Here is a 16451-nt window from a genome sequence, read left to right as displayed (position 1 = left end):
CAAGGCCAACCTGCCGGAAGGCGTGGAAATGGTGATGCCGGGTGACAACGTCAAGATGACCGTTGAGCTGATCAACCCGGTCGCCATGGACGAAGGCCTGCGCTTCGCGATCCGCGAAGGCGGCCGTACCGTCGGCGCCGGCGTGGTCTCCAAGATCGTCGCGTAATCTGCAATACCGGCGGCAGCCCAGCGCTGCCGGTCTCGCGAACGGCGGGCCGGAAACCCCGGTCCGCCTTCGCTGTCTAAGGGAAGGCAGTTTTTTCAGTACGCCAGTAGCTCAATTGGCAGAGCAGCGGTCTCCAAAACCGCAGGTTGGGGGTTCGAGTCCCTCCTGGCGTGCCACTTCTCCCTTCCAGCGGCCATGCCGCCTCAGCAGCCAGAGCCGGATGAACAGCAAGATCGAGCATTCCAAGGACACCTCCACCGGGGGTGACATCGTCAAGTACGTCGCCGCAGTGCTCCTGGCACTTGCGGGTCTTTTTGCTTGGTTCTGGTTTGGCGCCCCCGAACATGCGGCCCAGAATGCCTGGTCCGGCCCCCTGCGTGGCCTGGGCGTGGCCGTCGGCCTGATCGCCGGCCTTGCCGTGTTCATGCTGACCTCCAAGGGCCGCGACACCCGCGAGTTCCTTTCCGAATCCCGCTTCGAGCTGCGCAAGGTAGTCTGGCCGACCCGCCAGGAAGCCATCCGCATGACCTGGGTGGTGATGGTCGTAGTGATCATCCTCAGCCTGCTTCTCGGCGGTTTCGACTTCGTGATTCAGAAAGCGATCCAGTGGTTCCTGGGTCGATAAGGAGAAACCTGTGAAGCGTTGGTATGTTGTTCACGCCTATTCAGGCTTCGAAAAGACGGTTGCGCAGGCCCTGCGCGACCGCATCGTGCGTGAAGAGAAGCAGGAACTGTTCGGCGATGTCCTCGTGCCGACCGAAGAAGTGGTCGAAATGCGTTCCGGCCAGAAGCGCCGTTCCGAGCGCAAGTTCTTCCCGGGCTACGTCCTGGTCCAGATCGAAACCCACGACGAAAACGGCATTCCGCGCATCGACAACGAAAGCTGGCACCTTGTGAAGGAAACCTCCAAGGTCATGGGCTTCATCGGTGGTACGGCGGATCGTCCGCTGCCGATCGCCGACAGCGAAGCCGAGGCCATCCTGAACCGCGTTCAGGAAGGTGTCGAGAAGCCGCGCCCCAAGGTGCTGTTCGAGCCGGGCCAGATGGTCCGTGTCACCGAAGGCCCGTTCAACGACTTCAATGGCGTGGTGGAAGAGGTCAACTACGAAAAGAGCCGCCTGCGCGTCTCGGTGCTGATCTTCGGTCGCGCCACCCCGGTCGAACTCGAGTTCGGCCAGGTCGAAAAGCAGGTCTGACCGCTCCCCGTAGAGCCGGGCGCTGCCCGGCCGGGCGCATTCACACGCCCGCCACAAAACCTGATATAGTGCGCGGCTTCCTGCCAGGAAGCTGGCAAAAACATGGGGCCGCCGCAAGGTGGCCTTCTGCATGAATTCAAAACGCGATGCCGGGACGCGACATTCCCGGTCCGATGGGGAGCCTGTGGTCGCAAGGCGCTAGCACCCGGAGAGTATTCACATGGCAAAGAAAGTAGTTGGTTACATCAAGCTGCAGGTGAAGGCCGGCCAGGCCAACCCCTCGCCGCCGGTCGGTCCTGCGCTGGGTCAGCGTGGCCTGAACATCATGGAATTCTGCAAGGCCTTCAATGCCGCCACGCAGAAGCTCGAGCCGGGTCTGCCGGTTCCGGTGATCATCACGGCCTATTCGGACCGTACCTTCACCTTCATCACCAAGAGCACCCCGGCCACCACCCTGCTCAAGAAGGCCGCTGGCATCTCCTCCGGCTCCAAGAAGCCGAACACCGACAAGGTGGGCAAGGTGACCCGCAAGCAGCTGGAAGAGATCGCCAAGGCGAAGGAACCGGATCTGACCGCCGCCGACCTGGACGCCGCCGTGCGTACCATCGCTGGTTCTGCCCGTTCCATGGGCCTTGTGGTAGAGGGTTAAGAAGATGGCACAGACCAAGCGTGAGAAGGCCATCAAGGCCGCCGTCGTCCCGGGCAAGGCTTACGCCTTCGAGGACGCGATCAAGATCCTGAAGACCGCCACCAAGGCCAAGTTCGTCGAGTCCTTCGACGTCGCCGTGCGCCTGGGCGTGGACGCCAAGAAGTCCGACCAGCAGGTGCGCGGTTCGACCGTGCTGCCGGCCGGTACCGGCAAGAGCGTCCGCGTTGCGGTGTTCGCCCCGGCCGGTGCCAAGGCTGACGAAGCCCTGGCCGCTGGCGCCGAAGCCGTCGGCATGGACGACCTGGCCGAGAAGATGCAGGCCGGCGACCTGAACTACGACGTCGTCATCGCGACCCCGGACGCCATGCGCGTCGTCGGTAAGCTGGGCACCGTGCTCGGCCCGCGCGGCCTGATGCCGAACCCGAAGGTCGGCACCGTGTCGGCCAACCCGGGCGAAGCGGTCAAGAACGCCAAGTCGGGTCAGGTCCGTTACCGCACCGACAAGGCCGGCATCATCCACTGCACCATCGGCAAGGCCGACTTCGCCGAAGACGCGCTGAAGTCGAACCTGCAGGCGCTGCTGCTGGACCTGATCAAGGCCAAGCCGGCTTCCTCGAAGGGCACCTACCTGCAGAAGGTTTCGGTCAGCTCGACGATGGGCCCGGGCGTCACCGTCGACCAGTCGTCGCTGACCCTGAAGTAATCGTTTCAAGCGGGTGCGTGGCTTCGGCCATGTGCCCGTGACATTTGAAGGCAATCCGAGCGGGTCCGTCCCGCGACGATAGCCGTCAAAGACCGCAGGGGTGGGGGCTGCATGCCGCCGCTTAATCGGTTCCCCCGGGAATCACCCTGCGTAGATGGTGCCCTTCTGGAGTTTTTCTGGTTTACGCACGTCTGGGTTTACCCAGGTTGGCCATCCAGGTCTAGAACGGCCCACCCTTGGAGCATCGTCCCGATGCTCCCGGCGTCCAGGAAGGATGCTGCCCAGGACCGCAAACGGCAGGAGCCGTAAGCGGAGTTCAATTGGAGGAGTGCAATGGCTCTCAATCTGTCCCAGAAGCAAGAAGTAGTCGCCGAGGTTGCGGAAGTCGCTGCCAAGGCTCACTCCTTGATTGCAGCACACTACGCCGGCACCACGGTCGCGCAGATCACCAAGATGCGCGAACAGGCCCGCAAGGAAGGCGTGTTCTTGAAGGTTGTCAAGAACACCCTGGCCGAGCGTGCGGTGAAGGGTACTGAATTCGAATCCGCAGCGGCCAAGTTCGTCGGTCCGATGCTGTTCGCGTTCTCGCTCGACGAGCCCGGCGCTGCCGGTCGCGTCATCAAGGAAGCTACCAAGAACAATGACAAGCTGCAGCCGCAGCTGGTCGTGATTGGTGGCGAAGTGTTCCCGGCAAGCCACGTCGACGTGCTGGCATCGCTGCCGACCCGTGATCAGGCCCTGGCCATGCTGGCCCGCGTCCTGACCGAGCCGGTCACGATGTTCGCCCGTGCCATCAAGGCCGTTGGCGAGAAGCAGGAAGGTGGCGCTGTCGCCGCCGAACCGGCCGCCGAAACCGCCTGAGTCGCTGTTTACGTGGTTCCTGACGGAACCTGAACCCAGAAAATCATTCAAAGGTATTCAAAATGTCCCTTACCACCGAACAGATCGTTGACGCCATCGCCAGCAAGTCGCTGATGGAAGTGATGGAACTGGTCAAGGCCATCGAAGAGAAGTTTGGCGTTTCCGCCGCTGCTCCGGTTGCCGTTGCCGCTGCCGGTCCGGCCGCTGCTGTTGAAGAGCAGACCGAATTCACCGTCAGCCTGAAGACCGCCGGCGACAAGAAGGTCGACGTCATCAAGGCCGTCCGCGCCATCACCGGCCTGGGCCTGAAGGAAGCCAAGGACCTCACCGAAGCCGGTGGCGTCCTGAAGGAAAGCGCTTCGAAGGAAGAAGCCGAGAAGATGAAGAAGGACCTGGAAGCTGTCGGCGCGACTGTCGAAGTCAAGTAAGCAGCTCCTTGCGTCGCCATCGAATCACGGCGATGCAGCCAAGGCTGGGGGCGTAAGCCCCCGGCCTTTGGTCGTTATTGCGCTGTGGCCGGATTGTTGTCCGATCCACGGCGGTTCCACCCGTAGCGCCGACCGTTGGTCGGACGCTTCACCGGCCCCAGGCCGGCGAGTTGGCAGTTGGAAGTAGCGGGAGAAGGCGTGCTGGTGCCGGCAATACCAGCGACTTCCAACTGACAATTTTCATGTTCCCTTCGGGTCGCGCCTCTTGGCGGGGCCCGCACAGCCAAGGTGAGACCCCATGACGTCATACTCGTTCACCGAAAAAAAGCGTATCCGCAAGGACTTCGGCAAGCAGCGCTCGATCCTCGAAGTGCCGTTCCTGCTCGCCATCCAGGTGGATTCCTATCGCGAGTTCCTGCAGGAAAACATCGATCCGGCCAAGCGCCGTGACCTGGGCCTGCACGCCGCACTGAAGTCGGTGTTCCCGATCGCCAGCTACAGCGGCAATGCCGCGCTGGAATACGTGGGTTACAAGCTGGGCGACCCGGTCTTCGACGAGCGCGAGTGCCGCCAGCGTGGCATGAGCTACGGCGCGCCGCTGCGCGTGACCGTGCGCCTGGTGATCTACGACCGCGAGTCGTCGACCAAGGCCATCAAGTACGTGAAGGAGCAGGAGGTCTACCTCGGCGAGATCCCGCTGATGACCGACAACGGCACCTTCATCGTCAACGGTACCGAGCGCGTCATCGTCTCGCAGCTGCACCGTTCGCCGGGCGTGTTCTTCGACCACGACCGTGGCAAGACCCACAGCTCGGGCAAGCTGCTGTACAGCGCCCGCATCATCCCGTACCGCGGCTCCTGGCTGGACTTCGAGTTCGACCCGAAGGACGCGCTGTTCACCCGTATCGACCGTCGCCGTAAGCTGCCGGTGTCGATCCTGCTGCGTGCGCTGGGCTACAGCAACGAAGAGATGCTGGCCGAGTTCTTCGAGATCAACACCTTCCACATCAATCCCGATGAAGGCGTGCAGCTCGAACTGGTCTCCGAGCGCCTGCGCGGCGAGACCCTGAACTTCGACCTGGCCGACGGCGACAAGGTCATCGTCGAAGCCGGCAAGCGCATCACCGCGCGCCACGTCAAGCAGCTGGAAGCCTCGGGCATTGCCGCCCTGGCCGTGCCGGACGATTACATCGTCGGCCGCATCCTGTCCCACGACGTGGTCGACGAGAGCACCGGCGAACTGCTGGCCCAGGCCAACGACGAAATCACCGACGAGCAGCTGCAGGCCTTCCGCAAGGCCGGCGTGGATGCCGTGGGCACCCTGTGGGTGAACGACCTCGACCGTGGTCCGTACCTGTCCAACACCCTGCGCATCGATCCGACCAAGACCCAGCTCGAAGCGCTGGTCGAAATCTATCGCATGATGCGTCCGGGCGAGCCGCCGACCAAGGACGCCGCGCAGAACCTGTTCCACAACCTGTTCTTCACCTTCGAGCGCTACGACCTGTCCACGGTCGGCCGCATGAAGTTCAACCGTCGTGTCGGCCGCAAGGAAGTCACCGGCGAAGCGGTGCTGTACGACCGCAAGTACTTCGGCGAGCGCAATGACGAAGAGTCCAAGCGCCTGGTCGCCGAGCACGGCGACAGCTCCGACATCCTGGACGTGATCAAGGTCCTGACCGAGATCCGCAACGGTCGCGGCGTGGTCGACGACATCGACCACCTGGGCAACCGTCGCGTGCGTTCGGTCGGCGAAATGGCCGAGAACGTGTTCCGCGTGGGCCTGGTCCGCGTCGAGCGCGCGGTCAAGGAGCGCCTGTCGATGGCCGAATCGGAAGGCCTGACCCCGCAGGAGCTGATCAACGCCAAGCCGGTCGCCGCTGCCATCAAGGAGTTCTTCGGCTCCTCGCAGCTGTCCCAGTTCATGGACCAGAACAACCCGCTGTCGGAAGTCACGCACAAGCGCCGCGTCTCGGCCCTGGGCCCGGGCGGCCTGACCCGTGAGCGCGCCGGCTTCGAAGTGCGCGACGTGCACCCGACCCATTACGGCCGCGTCTGCACCATCGAAACCCCGGAAGGCCCGAACATCGGCCTGATCAACTCGCTGGCCGTGTACGCCCGCACCAACCAGTACGGTTTCCTTGAAACCCCGTACCGCAAGGTGCATGACGGCGTGGTCTCCGACGAGATCGAGTTCCTGTCGGCCATCGAAGAAAACGAATACGTCATCGCCCAGGCCAACGCCTTGACCGACGCCAAGAACACGCTCACCGAGCAGTTCGTGCCGTGCCGGTTCCAGGGTGAGTCGCTGCTGAAGCCGCCGGCGGAAGTCCACTTCATGGACGTCTCGCCGATGCAGACCGTGTCGATCGCGGCCGCGCTGGTTCCGTTCCTGGAACACGATGACGCCAACCGTGCACTGATGGGCGCCAACATGCAGCGCCAGGCCGTGCCGACCCTGCGCGCGCAGAAGCCGCTGGTGGGTACCGGCATCGAACGCGCCGTGGCCCGTGACTCGGGTGTGACCGTGAACGCGCGTCGTGGTGGCGAGATCGTGCAGATCGACGCCGGCCGCATCGTGGTCAAGGTCAATGAAGTGGAGATCACCGACGCGACCGACGCGGGCGTGGATATCTACAACCTGATCAAGTACACCCGCTCCAACCAGAACACCTGCATCAACCAGCGTCCGCTGGTGGAAGTGGGTGACGTGATCGCGCGCGGCGACGTGCTGGCTGACGGCCCGTCCACCGACATCGGTGAGCTGGCCCTGGGCCAGAACATGCTGATCGCCTTCATGCCGTGGAACGGCTACAACTTCGAAGACTCCATCCTGCTCTCCGAGCGCGTGGTGGAAGAGGATCGTTACACCACGATCCACATCGAAGAGCTGACCTGCGTCGCGCGTGACACCAAGCTGGGGCCGGAGGAAATCTCCGCCGACATCCCGAACGTGTCGGAGCAGGCGCTGAACCGCCTGGACGAGTCCGGCGTGGTGTACATCGGTGCCGAAGTGCGCGCCGGCGACATCATGGTCGGCAAGGTCACCCCGAAGGGCGAAAGCCAGCTGACCCCGGAAGAGAAGCTGCTGCGGGCGATCTTCGGCGAGAAGGCGTCCGACGTTAAGGACAGCTCGCTGCGCGTGCCGCCGGGCATGGACGGCACCGTCATCGACGTGCAGGTCTTCACCCGCGACGGCATCGAGAAGGACAAGCGTGCGCGCCAGATCGAGGAAAGCGAGATCAAGCGCGTCAAGAAGGACTTCGACGACCAGTTCCGCATCCTGGAAGGTGCGATCTACGCCCGTCTGCGTTCGCAGATCGTGGGCAAGGTCGCCAACGGCGGTGCCGGCCTGAAGAAGGGCGACACCATCAGCGACGCCTACCTGGACGGCCTGAAGAAGGCCGACTGGTTCGCGCTGCGCATGAAGGACGAAGACGCCTCCGAAGCCATCGAACGCGCCCAGAAGCAGATCCAGGCGCATGAGAAGGAGTTCGAGCGTCGCTTCGCCGACAAGCGCGGCAAGATCACCGCGGGCGACGACCTTGCCCCGGGCGTGCTGAAGATGGTCAAGGTGTTCCTGGCCGTGAAGCGCCGCATCCAGCCGGGCGACAAGATGGCAGGCCGCCACGGCAACAAGGGTGTGGTCTCCAACGTGGTGCCGGTCGAGGACATGCCGTACATGGCCTCGGGCGAGACCGTGGACATCGTGCTGAACCCGCTGGGCGTGCCGTCGCGCATGAACATCGGCCAGATCCTGGAAGTGCACCTGGGCTGGGCGGCGAAGGGCCTGGGTCGCAAGATCCAGGGCATGCTCGAGGCCCAGGCCGCGATCAACGACCTGCGCAGGTTCCTGGACGAGGTCTACAACCACGACAAGACCCAGCATGCCAACCACGTCGACCTGGACCAGTTCAGCGACGAGGAGCTGCTGCGCCTGGCCGGCAACCTGACCGACGGCGTTCCGATGGCCACCCCGGTGTTCGACGGTGCCACCGAAGCCGAGATCAAGCACATGCTTGCCCTGGCCGACCTGCCGCTCAGCGGCCAGACCCAGCTGTTCGATGGCCGCACCGGTGAGGCATTCGATCGCCACACCACCGTGGGCTACATGCACTACCTGAAGCTGAACCACCTGGTCGACGACAAGATGCACGCCCGTTCGACCGGCCCGTACTCGCTCGTCACCCAGCAGCCGCTGGGCGGCAAGGCGCAGTTCGGTGGCCAGCGCTTCGGCGAAATGGAAGTCTGGGCGCTGGAAGCCTACGGCGCGGCCTACACCCTGCAGGAAATGCTGACGGTGAAGTCCGATGACGTGCAGGGCCGCAACCAGATGTACAAGAACATCGTCGACGGTGAGCACGAGATGGTCGCGGGCATGCCGGAATCCTTCAACGTGCTCGTGAAGGAAATCCGCTCGCTGGCCATCAACATGGAACTGGAAGACAACTGATCGTGCAGGCGCGGCTGCCCCGGCAGCCGCGCCGCCGGATGTGACCTGACAGCCCCATCGACAAGATTTCCTCCTTTCGGAGAAACACCATGAAAGACCTGCTCAACCTCTTCAACCAGCAGCGCCAGACGCTGGACTTCGACGCGATCAAGATCGCGCTGGCCTCGCCGGACCTGATCCGTTCGTGGTCCTTCGGCGAAGTGAAGAAGCCGGAAACCATCAACTACCGTACCTTCAAGCCGGAGCGTGACGGCCTGTTCTGCGCCGCCATCTTCGGGCCGGTCAAGGACTACGAGTGCCTGTGCGGCAAGTACAAGCGCATGAAGCACCGCGGCGTGGTCTGCGAGAAGTGCGGCACCGAAGTGACCCTGGCCAAGGTGCGCCGCGAGCGCATGGGCCACATCGACCTGGCCTCGCCGGTCGCGCACATCTGGTTCCTCAAGTCGCTGCCGTCGCGCATCGGCCTGATGCTGGACATGACCCTGCGTGACATCGAGCGCGTGCTGTACTTCGAAGCCTACGTGGTGACCGAGCCGGGCCTGACCGCCCTGGAGCGCCGCCAGCTGCTGACCGAAGAACAGTTCCTGCAGGCGCGCCAGGAGCACGGCGACGACTTCGACGCCGCCATGGGCGCCGAGGCCGTGTACGAGCTGCTGCGCACCATCGACCTGCAGTCGGAAATGACCCGCCTGCGCGAGGAAATCGCCAGCACCGGTTCGGAAACCAAGCTCAAGCGCCTCACCAAGCGCATCAAGCTGGTCGAAGCCTTCCTGGAATCGGGCAACCGTCCGGAGTGGATGGTCATGACCGTGCTGCCGGTGCTGCCGCCGGACCTGCGTCCGCTGGTGCCGCTGGACGGTGGCCGCTTCGCGACCTCCGACCTGAACGACCTGTACCGCCGCGTCATCAACCGCAACAACCGCCTGCGCCGCCTGCTCGAGCTGAACGCGCCGGACATCATCGTGCGCAATGAAAAGCGCATGCTGCAGGAATCGGTCGATGCGCTGCTGGACAACGGCCGTCGTGGCCGTGCCATCACCGGCACCAACAAGCGCCCGCTGAAGTCGCTGGCCGACATGATCAAGGGCAAGCAGGGTCGCTTCCGCCAGAACCTGCTGGGCAAGCGCGTGGACTACTCGGGCCGTTCGGTCATCGTGGTCGGTCCGTACCTGCGCCTGCACCAGTGCGGCCTGCCGAAGAAGATGGCGCTGGAGCTGTTCAAGCCGTTCGTGTTCGCCAAGCTGCAGCGTCGTGGCCTGGCCACCACCATCAAGGCCGCCAAGAAGCTGGTCGAGCGCGAAGAAGCCGAAGTCTGGGACATCCTGGAAGAGGTCATCCGCGAGCATCCGGTGATGCTGAACCGTGCGCCGACCCTGCACCGCCTGGGCATCCAGGCGTTCGAGCCGGTGCTGATCGAAGGCAAGGCGATCCAGCTGCATCCGCTGGTCTGTACTGCGTTCAACGCCGACTTCGACGGTGACCAGATGGCCGTCCACGTGCCGCTCTCGCTGGAAGCCCAGCTGGAAGCGCGTGCGCTGATGATGTCCACCAACAACATCCTGTCGCCGGCCAACGGCGAGCCGATCATCGTGCCGTCGCAGGACGTGGTGCTGGGTCTGTACTACATGACCCGCGCCCTGGAAAACAAGAAGGGCGAGGGCATGGCCTTCGCCAACATCGCCGAAGTGAAGCGTGCCTACGACAACCGCGTGGTGGAACTGCACGCCAAGGTCAAGGTCCGCATCACCGAAGTGGTGACCGACGAGAACGGTGAAAAGCAGAAGAAGGCCTCGATCGTGGACACCACGATCGGTCGTGCCCTGCTGGCCGAAATCCTGCCGGAAGGCCTGCCGTTCGCACTGGCCAACACCGAGCTGACCAAGAAGAACATCAGCCGCCTGATCAACTCCAGCTACCGCCAGCTGGGCTTGAAGGACACCGTGGTGTTTGCCGACAAGCTGATGTACACCGGCTTCGCCTACGCAACCCGCGCCGGCGTGTCGATCGGCATCGACGACATGCTGATCCCGGACGAGAAGCGCGGCATCCTCACCGAGGCCGAAGCCGAAGTGCTGGAAATCCAGGAGCAGTACCAGTCGGGCCTGGTCACCGCCGGTGAGCGCTACAACAAGGTGGTCGACATCTGGTCGCGTACCAATGAACGCATCGCCAAGGCGATGATGGACACCATCGGTACCGAGAAGGTGGTCAACGCCAAGGGCGAAACCATCGACCAGAAGTCGATGAACTCGCTGTACATCATGGCCGACTCCGGTGCGCGTGGTTCGCAGGCGCAGATCCGCCAGCTGGCCGGCATGCGTGGCCTGATGGCGCGTCCGGATGGCTCGATCATCGAAACGCCCATCAAGGCGAACTTCCGTGAAGGCCTGAACGTGCAGGAGTACTTCAACTCCACCCACGGTGCCCGTAAGGGTCTGGCCGATACCGCGCTGAAGACCGCGAACTCGGGTTACCTGACCCGTCGCCTGGTCGACGTCGCGCAGGACGTGGTCATCACCGAAGTGGATTGCGGTACCACCGAAGGCCTGACCATGACCCCGATCGTGGAAGGCGGCGACGTCGTGGAGCCGTTGAAGGACCGCGTGCTGGGTCGTGTCGTGGCCGAGGACGTGTTCCTGCCGGGCAACGACGAAGATCCGATCGTGACCCGCAACACCCTGCTCGACGAAGCCTGGGTCGCCAAGCTCGAAGACGCCGGTGTGCAGAGCATCAAGGTGCGTTCGACCATCAGCTGCGAATCCGCCTTCGGCGTGTGCGCCAACTGCTACGGTCGCGACCTGGCCCGTGGCCACCTGGTCAACATCGGTGAAGCGGTCGGCGTCATCGCCGCGCAGTCGATCGGTGAGCCGGGTACCCAGCTGACCATGCGTACGTTCCACATCGGTGGTGCGGCATCGCGTGCGGCAGCCGTGGACAACATCACGGTCAAGACCACCGGCTCGGTGAAGTTCAACAACCTGAAGTCGGTCGAACACGCCAACGGTTCGCTGGTCGCGGTCTCGCGTTCGGGTGAAATCTCGGTGCTCGACGCGCACGGCCGTGAGCGCGAGCGCTACAAGCTGCCGTACGGCTCGATGATCGCGTCCAAGGACGGCGATGCGGTCAAGGCTGGCCAGACCGTGGCCAACTGGGATCCGCATAACCACCCGATCGTTTCGGAAGTGGCCGGTTTCATCCGCTTCATCGACTTCATCGACGGCGTCACCGTCATCGAGAAGACCGACGAACTGACCGGCCTGGCGTCGCGTGAAATCACCGACCCGAAGCGTCGTGGTTCGCAGGCCAAGGAACTGCGCCCGATCGTGCGTATCGTGGATGCCAAGGGCAACGACCTGACCATCCCGAACACCGACCTGCCGGCCCAGTACCTGCTGCCGCCGCGCTCCATCGTCAACCTGCAGGACGGCGCCGCCGTCGGCGTGGGTGACGTGGTCGCCAAGATCCCGCAGGAAGCGTCCAAGACCCGTGACATCACCGGTGGTCTGCCGCGCGTGGCCGATCTGTTCGAAGCGCGCAAGCCGAAGGATCCGGCGATCCTGGCCGAGCGTTCGGGCATCATCAGCTTCGGCAAGGACACCAAGGGCAAGCAGCGCCTGATCATCAAGGACACCGATGGTTCGGAGCACGAAGAGCTGATCCCGAAGTACCGCCAGGTGATCGTGTTCGAAGGCGAGCACGTGACCAAGGGCGAAACCATCGTGGACGGCGAGCCGAGCCCGCAGGACATCCTGCGCCTGCTGGGTGTCGAGCCGCTGGCGGCCTACCTGGTCAAGGAAATCCAGGACGTGTACCGCCTGCAGGGCGTGAAGATCAACGACAAGCACATTGAAGTGATCACCCGCCAGATGCTGCGCAAGGTCGAGATCACCGACCAGGGCAGCAGCAAGTTCCTGAATGGCGAGCAGGCCGAGCGCCAGCGCGTCATCGAGGAAAATGCGCGCCTGACCACCCGCAACGAGCTGATCGCCCGTTTCGATCCGGTCCTGCTGGGCATCACCAAGGCGTCGCTGGCGACCGAGTCGTTCATCTCGGCCGCGTCGTTCCAGGAAACCACCCGCGTGCTGACCGAAGCGGCCGTTCGTGGCACCTCGGACAACCTGCGTGGCCTGAAGGAAAACGTCATCGTCGGCCGTCTGATCCCGGCCGGTACCGGCCTGGCCTACCACGCCAACCGTCGTCGCAACGCCTCCGGGCTGACCGAGTCGGAAATGCAGACCCTGGCCGGCACCCCGGTCGTGGCTGAAGTGGCGGCCGTGGAAGCGACCCCGGAAGCCGACACCGAAGAATGAGAGCCGTAGAGCCGGGCTCTGCCCGGCTGCTGCAACCGGGCTCGGCCCGGTCGCTCTTCGCGGCTCCCTTGCCCCGGGTCATGCACCCGGGGCAGGGCACCGCACCCGGCATCGGTGGCATTCCCGCCACCAATGCTGTAGGATGCCCGCCGGTCCTTACCAGGACTGGTAGACAACCTGAACGGGGGGCAAGGAGAAGGCGCCCCAGTAACGGCCCGGGATCAGGGCTGGCCTTCCGTGCGCGCGGTTGACCGCGTTTTCGGAGGGTTGCTACAATCGTCTGTCTCAGCAGGCCGGTTTTCAGGCCTGCTCGCACATTTCCGCATTCATGGCCGTTTTTCCCTCGGCCTCTCTCAGAAGAACTTACTGATGGCGACGATCAATCAGCTTGTCCGCAAGCCGCGGCAGGCAACCACTTACAAGAGCGCCTCCCCGGCTCTTGAAAAGTGCCCGCAGCGCCGCGGCGTCTGCACCCGTGTGTACACCACCACCCCGAAGAAGCCGAACTCGGCCCTCCGCAAGGTTGCCAAGGTCCGCCTGACCAACCAGGAAGAGGTCATCAGCTACATCGGTGGCGAAGGCCACAACCTGCAGGAGCACTCCGTGGTCCTGATCCGCGGCGGTCGCGTCAAGGACCTGCCGGGTGTGCGTTACCACACCGTTCGTGGTTCGCTGGACGCCTCCGGCGTTGCCAAGCGTCGTCAGGGCCGTTCCAAGTACGGCGCCAAGCGTCCGAAGAGCTAAGGGAAAGTACACATGTCTCGTAAAGGTAATACGCCGCAGCGCTCTGTCCTGCCGGATCCGAAGCACGGAAGTGAAACCATCGCGCGCTTCATCAACATGGTGATGCTGAGCGGCAAGAAGTCGGTCGCTGAAAAGATCGTCTATGGCGCCATGGACGTGATCAGCGAAAAGAACCCGAACTCCATCGAGCTGGTGCAGAAGGCTCTGGACAACGTGGCTCCGTCGGTCGAAGTGAAGTCCCGCCGCGTCGGCGGTGCGACCTACCAGGTGCCGGTCGAAGTGCGTTCGTCGCGCAAGATGGCTCTGGCCATGCGCTGGCTGATCGACTCGGCCCGCAAGCGTGGTGAGAACACCATGCCGAAGAAGCTGGCTGCAGAACTGCTGGATGCCTCGGAAAACCGTGGCGGCGCCATCAAGAAGCGCGAAGAAACCCACCGCATGGCCGAAGCCAACAAGGCATTCGCCCACTACCGCTGGTGAGTTTGACGGCCTTGCAAAACAGGCACGGCAGCACCATCTAGGTGCTGCCTCGCGGCACCTGGGGTGCCGCGCCAATCCGAAGGCCGCCGAAAGGCGGCGTTCGGCCATCCGAATTCCAAGAAATTGAGAGGCTCCCGTGGCCCGCACCACTCCCATCGAGCGTTACCGCAACTTCGGCATCATGGCCCACATCGATGCCGGCAAGACCACCACGTCCGAGCGCATCCTGTTCTACACCGGCAAGAGCCACAAGATCGGTGAAGTGCACGACGGCGCCGCCACCATGGACTGGATGGAGCAGGAGCAGGAGCGTGGCATCACGATCCAGTCCGCCGCGACCACCGCGTTCTGGAAGGGCATGGACAAGTCCCTGCCGGAGCACCGCTTCAACATCATCGACACCCCCGGGCACGTCGACTTCACCATCGAAGTGGAGCGCTCGCTGCGCGTGCTCGACGGTGCGGTGTTCGTGCTGTGCGCCGTCGGTGGCGTGCAGCCGCAGTCCGAAACCGTGTGGCGCCAGGCCAACCGGTACAAGGTGCCGCGTATCGCCTTCGTCAACAAGATGGACCGTACCGGTGCCAACTTCAGCAAGGTCGTGGGCCAGCTGAAGGCCAAGCTGGGCGCCGTCGCCGTGCCGATGCAGCTGCCGATCGGCGCTGAAGAAGGCTTCAAGGGCGTGGTCGACCTGCTCAAGATGAAGGCCATCCATTGGGATGAAGCCTCGCAGGGCATGAAGTTCGAGTACCTGGACATCCCGGCGGACCTGCAGGCCGAGGCTGAAGAAGCCCGCACCTACATGATCGAAGCCGCGGCTGAAGCCAGCGAAGAGCTGATGGAGAAGTACCTGGGTGGCGAAGAGCTGACCGAAGACGAAATCGTCTCGGCCCTGCGCGCGCGCACCCTGGCTACCGACATCGTGCCGATGTACTGCGGCTCGGCGTTCAAGAACAAGGGCGTGCAGGCCATGCTGGACGGCGTGGTACAGCTGCTGCCGTCGCCGATCGACGTGCCGGACGTGACCGGTACCGACGTCGATGACGAAAGCATCGAGATGAGCCGCAAGTCCGACGACAAGGCTCCGTTCTCGTCGCTGGCCTTCAAGATCATCACCGACCCGTTCGTGGGCGCGCTGACCTTCTTCCGCGTCTACTCGGGCACCCTGAATGCCGGCGACCAGGTGCTGAACTCGGTCAAGGGCAAGAAGGAGCGCATCGGTCGCATCCTGCAGATGCACTCCAACGATCGCGAAGAGATCAAGGAAGTGCTGGCCGGCGACATCGCCGCGGCCGTGGGCCTGAAGGACACCACCACCGGCGACACCCTGTGCGCGCTGGACAACCCGATCATCCTGGAGCGCATGGTGTTCCCGGAGCCGGTCATCTCGATGGCTGTCGAACCGAAGACCAAGTCCGACCAGGAAAAGATGGGCCTGGCCCTCGGCCGCCTGGCGCAGGAAGATCCGTCGTTCCGCGTCAAGACCGACGAAGAATCCGGCCAGACCATCATTTCGGGCATGGGCGAGCTGCACCTGGACATCATCGTCGACCGCATGAAGCGCGAGTTCAACGTTGAAGCCAACGTCGGCAAGCCGCAGGTGGCCTACCGTGAAACCATCCAGCTGGCTGACGTCAAGTCGGACTACAAGCACGCCAAGCAGTCCGGTGGTAAGGGTCAGTACGGTCACGTCGTGATCGAGCTGTCGCCGATCACCGCTGAAGACCGTGCCGACCCGAAGATCGCCCCGAACATCAAGGACGACTTCCTCTTCATCAATGACATCACCGGTGGTGTGATTCCGAAGGAATTCATCCCGTCGATCGAAAAGGGCCTGCGCGAAACCATCACCAGCGGTCCGCTGGCCGGCTTCCCGGTCGTGGACGTCAAGGTGAAGCTGGTGTTCGGCTCGTACCATGACGTCGACTCCTCGGAAATGGCGTTCAAGCTGGCGTCGTCGATGGCCTTCAAGCAGGGCTTCGCCAAGGCCAAGCCGGTCCTGCTCGAGCCGATCATGAAGGTCGAGATCGTGACCCCGGAGGATTACCAGGGTGACGTGATGGGCGACGTGAGCCGTCGTCGTGGCGTGCTGCAGGGTTCGAGCACCACCGGTGACGGTTCGGCCAGCATCATCAACGCGATGATCCCGCTGGGCGAAATGTTCGGTTACGCCACCTCGCTGCGTTCGCAGACCCAGGGTCGCGCAACGTTCACGATGGAATTCGACCACTACGAGCCGGCGCCGAGCAACATTGCCGACACCGTGATCAAGAAGGCCTGAGCGTAAGCTCGGGTCTTCCCCTCCTCTCTTTCAAATTCAAGGGTTACAACAATGGCAAAGGGTAAGTTCGAACGCACCAAGCCGCACGTCAACGTCGGCACCATCGGTCACGTCGACCATGGCAAGACCACGCTGACCGCCGCACTCACCAAGATCGGCGCCGAGCGCTTCGGTGGCGAATTC

General features: G+C 63.5%; 12 protein-coding genes, 1 tRNA gene and 1 pseudogene. All 14 read left to right on the top strand.

The annotated features are described in order from the left end of the window. Positions 1-166, top strand: a pseudogene (locus tag FSZ13_RS18125) (elongation factor Tu); the annotation flags it as partial. Between the two features lie 100 nt (positions 167-266). Then, positions 267-342: transfer RNA gene (locus tag FSZ13_RS18120), tRNA-Trp, on the top strand. A gap of 44 nt (positions 343-386) precedes the next feature. Beyond that, complete coding sequence (secE, locus tag FSZ13_RS18115; RefSeq protein ID WP_145481807.1) at positions 387-791, top strand: preprotein translocase subunit SecE; 405 nt, start codon at positions 387-389, stop codon at positions 789-791. A gap of 10 nt (positions 792-801) precedes the next feature. After that, a complete protein-coding gene (nusG, locus tag FSZ13_RS18110; protein ID WP_145481806.1) occupies positions 802-1362 on the top strand; it encodes a transcription termination/antitermination protein NusG in 561 nt (186 codons plus the stop codon). Between the two features lie 220 nt (positions 1363-1582). Next, positions 1583-2011 (top strand): 50S ribosomal protein L11, encoded by a 429-nt coding sequence (gene rplK / locus FSZ13_RS18105; protein WP_125358619.1) that lies wholly within the window; start codon positions 1583-1585, stop codon positions 2009-2011. A gap of 4 nt (positions 2012-2015) precedes the next feature. Then, on the top strand, positions 2016-2714 hold the full coding sequence (rplA, locus tag FSZ13_RS18100; RefSeq protein WP_145481805.1) for a 50S ribosomal protein L1: 699 nt from the start codon (positions 2016-2018) through the stop codon (positions 2712-2714). Between the two features lie 333 nt (positions 2715-3047). Next, positions 3048-3575: a 50S ribosomal protein L10 gene (gene rplJ, locus FSZ13_RS18095; RefSeq protein WP_145481804.1), complete on the top strand. Its 528-nt coding sequence runs from the start codon at positions 3048-3050 to the stop codon at positions 3573-3575. A 62-nt stretch (positions 3576-3637) separates the two neighbouring features. Beyond that, positions 3638-4003, top strand: coding sequence for a 50S ribosomal protein L7/L12 (gene rplL, locus FSZ13_RS18090; RefSeq protein WP_145481803.1), 366 nt, complete (start codon positions 3638-3640; stop codon positions 4001-4003). 298 nt (positions 4004-4301) lie between these two features. Next, on the top strand, positions 4302-8456 hold the full coding sequence (gene rpoB / locus FSZ13_RS18085; RefSeq protein ID WP_145481802.1) for a DNA-directed RNA polymerase subunit beta: 4155 nt from the start codon (positions 4302-4304) through the stop codon (positions 8454-8456). Positions 8457-8545: 89 nt separating this feature from the next. Beyond that, on the top strand, positions 8546-12766 hold the full coding sequence (gene rpoC / locus FSZ13_RS18080; RefSeq protein WP_145481801.1) for a DNA-directed RNA polymerase subunit beta': 4221 nt from the start codon (positions 8546-8548) through the stop codon (positions 12764-12766). Between the two features lie 369 nt (positions 12767-13135). Continuing rightward, on the top strand, positions 13136-13510 hold the full coding sequence (rpsL, locus tag FSZ13_RS18075) for a 30S ribosomal protein S12 (RefSeq protein ID WP_025879344.1): 375 nt from the start codon (positions 13136-13138) through the stop codon (positions 13508-13510). A gap of 12 nt (positions 13511-13522) precedes the next feature. Further along, positions 13523-13990: a 30S ribosomal protein S7 gene (gene rpsG, locus FSZ13_RS18070; RefSeq protein WP_068849450.1), complete on the top strand. Its 468-nt coding sequence runs from the start codon at positions 13523-13525 to the stop codon at positions 13988-13990. Positions 13991-14126: 136 nt separating this feature from the next. Beyond that, entirely contained in the window at positions 14127-16268 is a 2142-nt protein-coding gene (fusA, locus tag FSZ13_RS18065; RefSeq protein ID WP_145481800.1) for an elongation factor G, read from the top strand. Between the two features lie 51 nt (positions 16269-16319). Further along, the coding region (locus tag FSZ13_RS18060) for a GTP-binding protein (RefSeq protein ID WP_241899612.1) at positions 16320-16451 on the top strand (132 nt) is incomplete at its 3' end.

This window comes from Stenotrophomonas rhizophila, assembly GCF_007667275.1.
In the GTDB taxonomy this organism is placed as follows: domain Bacteria; phylum Pseudomonadota; class Gammaproteobacteria; order Xanthomonadales; family Xanthomonadaceae; genus Stenotrophomonas; species Stenotrophomonas maltophilia_AE.
Note: the sequence above shows the minus strand (reverse complement) of the source record. Positions and strands in the feature narration are given on the sequence as shown.

What these genes read in the sequence shown, in the direction of transcription:
- rpsL (WP_025879344.1), top strand. Translation starts at nt 13,136, where the DNA reads ATGGCGACGATCAATCAGCTTGTCCGCAAGCCGCGGCAGGCAACCACT.
- rplJ (WP_145481804.1), top strand. Translation starts at nt 3,048, where the DNA reads ATGGCTCTCAATCTGTCCCAGAAGCAAGAAGTAGTCGCCGAGGTTGCG.
- rplA (WP_145481805.1), top strand. Translation starts at nt 2,016, where the DNA reads ATGGCACAGACCAAGCGTGAGAAGGCCATCAAGGCCGCCGTCGTCCCG.
- secE (WP_145481807.1), top strand. Translation starts at nt 387, where the DNA reads ATGAACAGCAAGATCGAGCATTCCAAGGACACCTCCACCGGGGGTGAC.
- rplK (WP_125358619.1), top strand. Translation starts at nt 1,583, where the DNA reads ATGGCAAAGAAAGTAGTTGGTTACATCAAGCTGCAGGTGAAGGCCGGC.
- rpsG (WP_068849450.1), top strand. Translation starts at nt 13,523, where the DNA reads ATGTCTCGTAAAGGTAATACGCCGCAGCGCTCTGTCCTGCCGGATCCG.
- rplL (WP_145481803.1), top strand. Translation starts at nt 3,638, where the DNA reads ATGTCCCTTACCACCGAACAGATCGTTGACGCCATCGCCAGCAAGTCG.
- rpoC (WP_145481801.1), top strand. Translation starts at nt 8,546, where the DNA reads ATGAAAGACCTGCTCAACCTCTTCAACCAGCAGCGCCAGACGCTGGAC.
- rpoB (WP_145481802.1), top strand. Translation starts at nt 4,302, where the DNA reads ATGACGTCATACTCGTTCACCGAAAAAAAGCGTATCCGCAAGGACTTC.